Annotated in this window: 7 protein-coding genes; all 7 read left to right on the forward strand. The window is 76.4% G+C overall.

Annotated elements, in window-relative coordinates:
* Positions 1-2,375 (forward strand): ATP-binding protein (locus ACSNOK_RS25310; RefSeq protein WP_436783071.1); only part of this gene is annotated, 2,375 nt, incomplete at its 5' end.
* A gap of 243 nt (positions 2,376-2,618) precedes the next feature.
* Positions 2,619-3,284 (forward strand): HAD family hydrolase, encoded by a 666-nt coding sequence (locus tag ACSNOK_RS25315; RefSeq protein WP_436783072.1) that lies wholly within the window; start codon positions 2,619-2,621, stop codon positions 3,282-3,284.
* An 80-nt stretch (positions 3,285-3,364) separates the two neighbouring features.
* Entirely contained in the window at positions 3,365-4,471 is a 1,107-nt protein-coding gene (locus ACSNOK_RS25320) for a monodechloroaminopyrrolnitrin synthase PrnB family protein (RefSeq protein WP_436783073.1), read from the forward strand.
* Between the two features lie 5 nt (positions 4,472-4,476).
* Positions 4,477-5,550, forward strand: a complete 1,074-nt coding sequence (locus ACSNOK_RS25325; RefSeq protein ID WP_436783074.1) for a GHMP family kinase ATP-binding protein — start codon at positions 4,477-4,479, stop codon at positions 5,548-5,550.
* Positions 5,547-6,215, forward strand: coding sequence for a class I SAM-dependent methyltransferase (locus ACSNOK_RS25330; protein WP_436783075.1), 669 nt, complete (start codon positions 5,547-5,549; stop codon positions 6,213-6,215). Before ACSNOK_RS25325 ends, ACSNOK_RS25330 begins: the two co-directional genes overlap by 4 nt.
* A gap of 1 nt (position 6,216) precedes the next feature.
* Entirely contained in the window at positions 6,217-8,619 is a 2,403-nt protein-coding gene (locus ACSNOK_RS25335) for a pyridoxal-dependent decarboxylase (protein WP_436783076.1), read from the forward strand.
* Positions 8,616-10,172 (forward strand): hypothetical protein, encoded by a 1,557-nt coding sequence (locus ACSNOK_RS25340; protein ID WP_436783077.1) that lies wholly within the window; start codon positions 8,616-8,618, stop codon positions 10,170-10,172. The genes ACSNOK_RS25335 and ACSNOK_RS25340 overlap by 4 nt, the downstream gene beginning before the upstream one ends.
* Positions 10,173-10,265: the final 93 nt, after the last annotated feature.

A 10,265-nucleotide genomic window follows, 5' to 3' on the forward strand; every position in this document is an offset into this window, starting at 1 on the left:
CCCCGGAGCGGCACCCGCCGACGACCCCGCCGCTCGCGCCGGGTGTCCCGGCCCCCGCGCCGTCCGCCACGCCCGGCCGCCGGGCGTTCGTCGGCCGGGACCGGGAGCTGGCGGCGCTGCGCATCCTCGTAGCCGACGTGCTCGCGGGCAAGGGCCGGGTCGCGGCGGTGCTCGGGGAGCCCGGGATCGGCAAGTCGCGCCTGCTGTCGGAAGTCGCCCAACGGCTCCCCCACACCAGCGTGGAGGCCGTATGGGGTTACTGCTTCTCCGGCCCGGGCGCCCCGCCGTACTGGCTGTGGACGCAGGTGCTGCGCCAGGTGGCGGCCTCCCGGCCGGAGGGGTTCCGTACCGTGCGGGAACGGTTCGGCGACCGCCTCCTCCCCGTACTCGACAGCGCGTCCGACGCCGCCGGCCGCCACGACCGGCACCCGGAGGTGGCACCGGACCGCTTCCGCACGTACGACGCGGTCTGCGAGGCGCTGCTGTCGCTGGCGGACGAGGCCCCGCTGCTGCTCCTGCTGGAGGACCTGCACTGGGTCGACGCCCCCTCGCTCCAACTGCTGCGCCTGCTGGCGAGCCGGCTGAACGGCCGGCGCCTCGGCATCGTGATCACCACGCGGACCTGGGAGCTGGAGAGCGATCCGGAGCTGGGCGAGGCGCTCGGCGAGACGCTGTGGAGCCCGCGTACGGAGAGCATCCGGCTGCACGGTCTCCCCGAGGAGGCCGTGTCCCTGCTGGTCTCCGTGGCGTCCGGGCCCGGCGTGCCCGCCGAGACCGTCCAGCGCCTGCACGAGCGCAGCAAGGGCAACCCGTACTTCGTCCACCAGCTGATGTCCCTGCTGGGCGACCCGGCCCGGCTCCACGACCCGCAGGCCGTACGGCAGTTGTTCACGCGCGTCCCGTCGGGGGCTCGGGAGGTGCTGACGCAGCGGTTCGCGGCGCTGCCGGACACCACGCGCGACCTGCTCCGCCTGTGTGCCGTGATCGGCTCGGAGATCGATCCGGAGCTGCTGGCGGAGGTGTCCGGCCACGGCCGGGCGGCGGGCGACCACCTCGAACCGGCCCTGCGTGCGCAGCTGTTGTCGGGCGATCCGGCGGGCCCCGGCACGCTGCGGTTCACCCATGCCCTGGTGCGCGAGACACTCTACGGCGAGCTCGACCGGGGCCGACGCGTGCGGCTGCACGCCCGGATCGCGGAGACCCTCGCCGCCCGTCCGGGCGGCCGGCACGACGCGGTGGAGCAGTCGGCGCACCACGCGTGGGAGGGTTCGCGGGTCCTGGCGCCGGCCCGGGTGCTGCCCGCCCTGTGCCGCGCGGCGGACGACGCCGAGCTGCGACTGGCGTACGAGCGGGCGGAGATGTGGCTGCGGCGCGCCATCGACCTGCTGCGGCTGCTGCCGCCCGACGACCCCGCCGCGCCCGTGCTGGAACGGCAGCTGCAGATCCAGCTCGGCCAGATGCTGGCGACCACGCGCGGCTACGGTGACGCGGACGCGGAAGCGGCGTTCACCCGCAGCCGGGATCTGAACCCCGTCACCGGGGCCCGGGACGAGCCGACGGCCCTGTGGTCGCTGTGCACCGCGCACTTGGTGACGGGCCGGTACGACGGCGCGCTGGGCTTCTCGGACCGGCTCCGCGCGATGCCGGGCACGCCGCAGGACCCGGTCGCCTTCCTGGGCGCCCGCTACGGCCGGGGCATCGTGCTGCACGTGCGCGGCCGACTCCCGGAGGCGCTGGGCGAGTTGGAGGCGGCGGTGGTGCGGGCCGACGCGCTGGGCGGGGAGGGGGCCCGGCAGGTGGCGCGCCTCTTCCAGCACGATCCGCGGGTCTCCTGCCGCTCGTACGACGCCTTCACCCGCTGGTTCCTGGGCGACGACGACGCGGCGGCGGTCCGCCGCGCCGAACTCCTCGACGTCACCCGGCACGACAGCCGCCCCAACGACCAGGCGTTCGCGCTCTACGTGGACGGGATCCTGGCCGGTCTGGAGGGTGACGTGGAGACGGCGCACCGCTCCGGGCGGCGCGGCCGTGTCGTCGCGGACCGGTACGGGCTGCGGTACTGGAAGCACATGCTGTCGGTCTGCGAGGGCTGGGCCCTCGCGCACACCGGCGCGGCGGACGCCGGGATCGCCCTCGTCACTTCGGCGGTCTCGGGGCTGGACGCCTCCGGCACCCTCATCCGCCTCCCCCTGCACCTGGGGCTCCTCGCCGACGCCCTGCACCACGCCGGCCGCCACGACGAGGCGGCGGCGGCCCTGCGCCGCCTCCGCCGCGAGACCCGGGCCCGCGGCGAACAGGTCTACCTCCACCCGCGACTGCCCTCGACGGCCCTGGCCGCGCGTCTGCTGCCCGCGCCGGAGGCCGCGCACCCGTAGGCCGTGCCCTCGCCGTCCCCACGGACCCGCCCCGCGGCACACCCGCCGGGCGGGTCCCGGAGATCGTCACGCTTGTCACACATCGGCCCGGTCGCGGCCCGAACGTCCAGGTCACGGGGGTGAAGACGACTGTTGACGGGGTGTCCGCCGCAACCTAGTGTCATTGGTCCAGACTAATGACGCGGTTCCGGGTCGACGACGCGTGCGCGTATCGCACCGGGGCCGCCGCGCACAGGGGGAAGTGTGCTGAGGACGGGGGAGGCGCGCTCCGGCGCGGACGGTCGGCTGATCGTCCTGGACTTCGACGGAGTGCTGCTCGACACGGAACGCATCGGCGTCGCCGTCTGGCGGGAGCTGCTGCGCGAGGCCGCGCCCGGTCTGCGGCGCGTCCTCACCGTGCGGGCCGACCGCACCCTCGACCGCGCCGCGCTGGCCCGCCGGCTGGCCGTCGCGGCCGGACGGCGACAAGCCCGGGCGCTGTGGGACGAGTTCGAGCGCCGTAACCGCGCGCTGGCGGACCGCACCGACGCCAAGGCCGGGGTGCGCTCCTTCCTCGCGTACTGCCGGGAGCGCGGCCACACCCTCGCCGTCGCCTCCGGCAACGCGCCCGACTGGGTGGAAGGCCACCTCGGCAGGCTCGGGCTGCGCCCGCACTTCACCGCCGTGACCTGCGCGGGCCCCGGCGTACGGGCCAAACCCGCGCCCGACGCCTACCTCCGCGCGGTCGCCGCCGCGCGGACCGGCACCCGCCGCGCCCTGGCGGTCGAGGACTCCTACGCCGGTCTGGCCGCCGCCCGGGCCGCCGGGCTGCCCGCCGTCTGGGTGACCGACGCGCCCCGCTCGGCCACGCCGCCGGCGCCGGCCGCACGCCGCGTACGGCACCTGGGCGAACTCGTCGGCCGCCTCTGACCCCGGCCCGCCCCCCGACTTTCACCCGACACCCCACCGCAGACCCCGCCTTGGGCGCCGTCCCTGCCCTGACCGCGCCCGTGAACTGGGAGAACGTGATGCCCGGACTCGCCCTGCCCATGCGCGACCTCGACCGCGCCGTCGCCGCGTCGGACCCGCTCGACGCCGCCCGCGACGCACCCCGACTGCCCGCCCTCAACCGCGCGGCGGACATCGCCGGCCTGACCGCGCTCGCCCGGGAGTGGACGAGCCGCGCGGAGGGCGCCGTACGCGACCCGGTCACCGCCGGCGCTGCCCTGCGCGACCTCGGCTTCGCCCTCGCCTCCCTCGAACGCCACGGCGTCGACTACCGCACCCTGCCCGGCGCGGAGGAACTCCTGCTGAAACTGGGCGCCGTCACCGAGGAGGTACCGCGCGACAGCGTCTACACCTACGCGCTGCGCAACCCCGAGACCGCCCCGCGCTCCTTCACCGAACTGCCGGAGGAGGAGCTGTTCATCCGCGAGGTCCGCACCGCGGGCGTCGCGCTGCGCCCCGCCGTGGACGCGCTGACGGAAGCGCTGCCTGCGGCGGTGCACGACCCGTCGCTCCCCGGGCTGCTGGCCGAGGCCACGGCCGGATTCACGGTGTTCGCCCAGAGCCTGCTGTCGGTCAAACGCACCATCACCCCGCGGACGTTCTCCTACGAGATGCGGCCCTACTTCCCGCCGATGACCGTCGGCGGGCAGGTGCTCTACGCCCCGGGCGGCGCCCAGATGACGCCGCTGCTGGTGGACGTGGCGCTGCTGCGGCCGGAGCCGGGCGACCCTCGGGAGGAGTGGTACGAGGGGTACCTGCGCGAGAACCTGCCGTACCTGCCCGCCGCCTACCGGGACGCGGCCGACGCGGCGCGCCGCCACCGCCCGCTGCTGCCCCGCCTCGTCGAGGAAGCCGGCCGGCACTCCCCCGGCACCCCGGCGGTCGTCCGCACCCTGACCGAACTGCGGCGTCTGACGCAGGAGTTGCTGCGCTTCAGGCTGCCGCACGTGCAGCTCGCGAAGGCCAACATGGCCATCCGGCCCGACGGGTCGCTGGGCAGCGGCGGCTACACCACCGACTCCCTGGACCGGCTGGCCGAACTGACGCTGGCCCGCCACCGGCTCCTGACCGACGCGTGCGCCGCCGCCGGCGGCGGCGAGGAGAGATGACACCCATGTTCGCACCGTTCGCGCCCGGCACCGTGCACCATCCGCTGACCGCGCCCGTCGGCCCCCTCACCCCGGCCACCGAGGTCGGCCTCCGCTACCCCACCCGGCTCAACGCCATGGCGCTGCACCCCGGGGCGATCGCCGAGGACCGCCACCTCGTCTACGACGCCGGCGAGGTCGTCTTCTCCGTCGCCCGCTTCCATCACGTCCGGGTACGGCGCCGGGGCCCCGGCGCGGGCCTGGCGCTGCACCCCTCCGTGGCCCGGCCCGACCTCGTCGCGCACGCGGCCCGCATCATGTGCGCCGCGCTCGGTGTGCCGTGTGACCTCGAAGTCGCCGTGGAGAGCGACCCGTTGCCCGTCCACGCCGGGTTCGGCTCCAGCAGCAGTCTGATCGCCGCGGTGGCCGCGGCCGTCAACCACCTGTACGGCCGGCCCGTCGACCGCGCCGACCTGCTGCCGTATCTGACCGCCAACCACGGCGAGGAGCACGGCAGTCTGCCCGGGATGCTGACGCCGGTGCAGTGCATCGGCGGGTCGGCCGCCTCCGGGCTGTACCCGGGAGGCGTGCAGGTCGTCGCCGGCCGCGGCACCGTGGTGCTGGCCGTGGACGTCCCCGAGCACCTGTCGCTGGTCATCGGTGTGCCGCGGGGCCGGGAGGAGCAGCCGACCGACGCGCTGATGGCCGCCGAGATCGCCCACTTCGACCGCTTCCGCGCCACCGGGGAGCGCTGGTCGCCGACCATCGCGTTCCGCATGCTGCACGAGGCGATGCCCGCCGCGCTCCGCGGCGACCTGGGCCCGCTCGGCTCGCTGGTCTTCGACTACCGGTTCCGGATGGGCAGCATCGAGAACTGCTCCTTCTCCTACCCCGGCCTCACCGGCCTGGCCCGCGAACTGGAGCCGCTGTGGGACGAGAAGGCCGTGACCGTGCTGTCGCTGTCCTCCGTCGGGCCGGCGTTCTTCGCCCTGACCGGCGACCCCGACCGGTGCGCGGCCCGCTTCGCCGAGCTCGACATGGAGGTCGTGCGCGCGCGGCCGCACAACGGCACCTACGAGGAGACGGGGTTCACCCGATGACCGAGACGACCGCCGCCGCCGACCGCGCCGCGGCCTACTGGAACGCACCCGGCACCGTCGAGGCGTTCCGCGCCCTGCCCGTCCAGCCCTACCTGACCGAGCTGCTGGAGAGCGTGCCGGTCGCGGGGGCGGCCCTGGACCTGGGCTGCGGGGGCGGCCGCAACACCCTCGCCCTGCTCGACCGGGGCTACGACGTCCTCGCGGTGGACCTGCACCAGGGCATGGTCGCCGCCACCCGCGCCCGGACCGCCGGCTACCCGACGGGCCGCGTCATGGTCCGCCAGGGCGCCGCCCACGCGCTGCCCTGCCCGGACGCGGCCTTCGCGCTGGTCGTGTGCTACGGCGTGCTGCACAACGCCGTGGACCGCGACCAGTGGGCGGCGGCGGTCGGCGAGATCGCCCGCGTCCTGCTCCCGGGCGGACTGCTGGCCCTGAACACCTTCACCTCCGACACCCTGGACCCGGCGCTGCGGCCGGGCGGCGCGCCGGGCCGGTACCTGCTGCCCGACGGCGTCCCGATGACGCTGCTGCCCCACGAGGAGATCCTCGCCGCCTTCGCGGCGGCGGGGCTGCGCCCCCAGGGGGAGACCCACACCTATGTCCGCGCCCTCGACGTCGGGCCGCGTGCCGTGCTGCGCTGCGTGCTGCGCCGGGAGGGGGACTGACGTGCCCGATCTGGACGACGGCTCCACCGAGACCGACACCTTCCCCGAAACCCCCTTGTCTCCAGGCGCGTTGAGGCAGGCGCTGGACGCCCGGCTCGCCGAGGTGCCCGGCTGGCACTCCCCCGGCGACCCGGTGCGGCTCGGGTTCGCGATGACCGCCCCGCACCCGCTGGCGCTGGACGCCCTGGAGCGGTTCACCGCGCGCAACGCCAACAACGTCGGTGTGCACACCCGGTTCGGCGGCGGCACCCACGGCACCCGCCGTCTGGAGCGGGAGGCGGTCCTCGCGCTCGGCGGGCTGCTGCGCGCCGACTCCGTCGACGGCTACGTCACCGGCGGCGCCAACGAGGGCACGCTCGCCGGGCTGCGCATCGGCCGCAACGCGCTGCGGGCGGCCGGCGCCCGCGAGGTGGTGGTCCTCGCGTCCGCGCTGACCCACCACTCCGTGGCCAAGGCGGCCGAAATCCTGGACATCGAGCCACGCCTGTGCCCGGCGGGGCCGTCCTGGCTGCTGGAACCGGAGACGGTCCGGGCCGAACTGGCCGCCCTGGCCGCGCGCCCCGGCCGCACCGGAGTGATCGTCGTATCCACCGCCGGGTACTACAACACCGGTCTCGTCGACCCCGTCGACCGCATCGGCGACGTGCTGCGGGAGCACGCCGCGTCCGGCGGCGGACTGCCGCTGTTCCACCACGTGGACGCCGCCCACGGCGGGATGATCCTGCCCTTCACCGACCCGGACGTCGCCTTCGACTTCCGTCACCCCTTCGTCCACTCCGTCGTCCTGGACCCGCACAAGTCCGGCCTGATGCCCTACAGTTGCGGCGTCTTCCTGTGCCGCAAGGGGCTGCTCGGGCACGGGGCCGTGCCCGCGCCCATGTCGGGTTTCGTGGACGAGACCATCACCGGCTCGCGTTCCGGCGCCATGGCGGCGGCCCTGTGGTCGCTGGTGTTCGGGGTGGCGGCGGAGGGCTACCGGGAGGTGTTCCGCGCGGCCCTCGACGTACGCGACCGCCTGGCCGGCGCGGTCCGCGCCGCCGATCCGGACGCCGTCCTGCTGCCCGCGCCCGGCAACCCGGTGCTGGTGGCGGGCTTCTCCCGGGACGGCGGCCGGCTGCCGGCCGAACTCGCCGCCCGCTACCGCCTGGTGGGCAACAAGCTGCCCTGGACCGCGCCGGACGGCCGCGTCGAGGAGCGGCTCTTCTACCACTTCTACGCCATGCCGCATCTGACGCGCGAGCACGTCGACGGCTTTCGCACCGCCCTCGTGGACGCCCTCGCGGACCGCCCGGAGCCCGCCGCGGCCCCGGCCGCCCGGCGCCCCGCCCCCGACCTGCCCGACGCCCTGCGCAACCTGCGGCGCGACAGCGTCTGCCTGCGGCACGTCGTCGTGCACCCGCCGGGCCGCCGCGACCCCGACGGCTACCCGCACGCCTACTCGTTCCACACCTTCCAGGACCGTGCCGGGCTCGGCGAGGAACTGCGCGCCCGCCCCTGGACGGGCGACGGCGGCCGGCCCGGCCTGTACGTCTACGCGCCCGACCTCGACGCGCCGTTCGCCAACGAGCTGTTCGGGGTGACCGACCCCGAGCGGTACGCGCTGGAGGTGCTGGACCGCAACCAGCAGAAGCTGTCCCTGGTCGGCGCCGCCCACTTCGCCCTGTTCGGCCCGGGGCGGCGCACCCCTGACCGGCCGCTCCTGCTGGCCAACTTCCACGCCGACGGCGTCCTGCGGTCCGTCGAGTACAAGTACGGCGACCGCCGGCTGGCCGACGAGGTGCAGGTGTTCGCCGACGCCCTGGTGGTGAAGGTCGGCAAGGACGGGCGCAGCGTGCGCCGGACCGGGGACGACTACTCGTTCTCGCTGGACACCTCGCTGGAGCTGCGGGTGCGGCTGACGGACGACGCCGCCCCGCCGGAGGTGGTGCGGGTGGCCCGGCACGCCGACCCGGCGCTGCCCCGCCGCCGCCACCTGCTGCGCGGGCAGTACCACCGCTTCCCCAACCGGTTCTTCGACGTCATCGTGGACCTGAGCGTCGGCCGGCGCTTCCGGGGCGCCACGACGGCCGCCGGACTCGGCCTGCACGACGGGCGGTTGCTCGCGCGGTCCGCGGGGTGGGACCTGGTCCGGGTGGAGCCGTCGTACGCGGACGGCGCCCTGGAGGTGCGGCTGGCGGCCGTCGGCGGCACGGGCGGCTGCGTGTTCCGGGTGCCGCTCGGCCTCGGCGCGCACCTTCCCGCCCTGCTGCCCGGCGTCCCGGTCGGCGACCCGGAGCGGCTGGACCCCGCCGACGTGGTCGGCTGGGCCGCGCGACTGCACCCCGTGGCCGAGGCGCTGCGGGAGGCGGCCCGCACCCGCGACGGCGGACTGCGGCGGCTGTCCGCGCCCGGAGCCCCGTCGTGACGGCCGCCGCCCTGACCGTCCTGTGGGGCGTGCTGCTGTGGGGCGCGGCGCTCAGCGCGCGGGCGGCGCTGACGGCCCGGGCCCTCGACCGCCGGCGCCTGCCGGCGGAGGCGGCCCCGGCGGGGCCCGTGCCGCACGTGGTGCTGCTCGTTCCGGCGCTGCGCGAGCAGGAGTTGCTCGGCGAGGTGGTGCGCGCGGCGGCGTCCCTGGCGTACCCGCCCGGGCTGCTGCACCTCGTCGTCGTCACCACCGAGCGCGAGGAGCGCGACAAGCGGGCGGCGGCGGACCGGCTGCCGGCGCTGGCCGCCGCCCTCGCCGGGGCGGCCGGCCCCGAGGACGCCGCCGCCCGCCTCACCGGGCTCGTGCCGTCGGGACGGGCGGCCGGGATCGCCCGGCGCACCCGGGCCTCCGCCGACCCGGCGGGCACCCTGCGCGCCGAGGTCGCGGCCGTGCCGACCACCCGGGAGGTGGCCGAGGAGCTGCTGCCCCGGATCGCCGCCGAGCACCCCGGCGTCGGTCTGCACCACCTCCACTACACGGCCGACGGCGCCAAGAGCGGTCAGCTCGTGCACGCCGTCGAACGGCTGGGCGCGCTGCTGCCGGCCGGCGCCGACCCCGCGTTCACGTACGTCGGGCTGTACGACGCCGACTCGCAGCCCGACCGCACGACCCTGCTGCACCTGGCCGCGGCGGCCACCCGCGGCGACGGCCCACCGCCCGACCTCGTCCAGCAACTCCCGCTCCAGCTACGGCGTCCCACGGCCGCCCGGCGCGGGGCGGCCGACGCGCTGCTGCGCGCGCACGCCCTGGCCGACCTGCGCCGCCGCGCGGGCGTCGAGGCCCACCGGATCCTGGCCCGCGCCCGGATCCGCTCCGCCCGGCTGCCCGCGGCCGTGACGGCCGTCGCGGAACCGGTGGTGTACGGCGTCGGCGCCGGCCTCTTCGTCCGGCACGACACGCTCGTGGCCATCGGCATGTACGAGGAACCGGTCGACGACCTCCTCGTCGGCTACAAGCTGTCGGCGGCCGGGGCGTCCATGGACGTGCTGCCGGTGTTCAACCTCGTGGACCGCTACGCCACCGTGTCCGCGCTCTCCCGGGCGTACGCGCTGGTGGCCCACGGCAGCCTGGCGGGCTGCCGCCGGCTGCTGACCGACCCGGCGCTCCGGGCCCACGGGACGCGCAACACGGTGGTCCTGGCCAAGGAGGGCCTGGACACGCTGTGGTGGTTCGCCGGCCCGGCCGTCGTCCTGGGCGCAGCCGCCGCGCTCGCCGTCCGGGGCGCGCACGCGGCGCTGCTCGGCTGGGCGGCGGCGGCACTCGCGTACGGCGCCGCGCACGCGGTGTGGTGCGTACGGCAGGCGGACCGCCGGCTCCGCGCCCACCGGGGCGCCGACGCCAGAGCCGAACCGCCCGGCGGCGGCCTCGGGCGCGCGGCGGCCCTGTACCCGGCCTTCCTCGTACAGCCGTTGCTGCACTGGGCGGGCCCGGTACGGCACACGGTCCGGCTGCTACGCGGGAGGCCGGTGACCCACGGCAAGACGGAACGCTGACCCAAACCCCGGACACGGCCCGCCGACGCCACGGGGAGCCGGCCCCCGCCACCATCCCCGCCCCGACACCCGCGGCCGGCACCTCCCTGGACC

Source organism: Streptomyces sp. URMC 126 (genome assembly GCF_051386555.1).
In the GTDB taxonomy this organism is placed as follows: Bacteria; Actinomycetota; Actinomycetes; order Streptomycetales; family Streptomycetaceae; genus Streptomyces.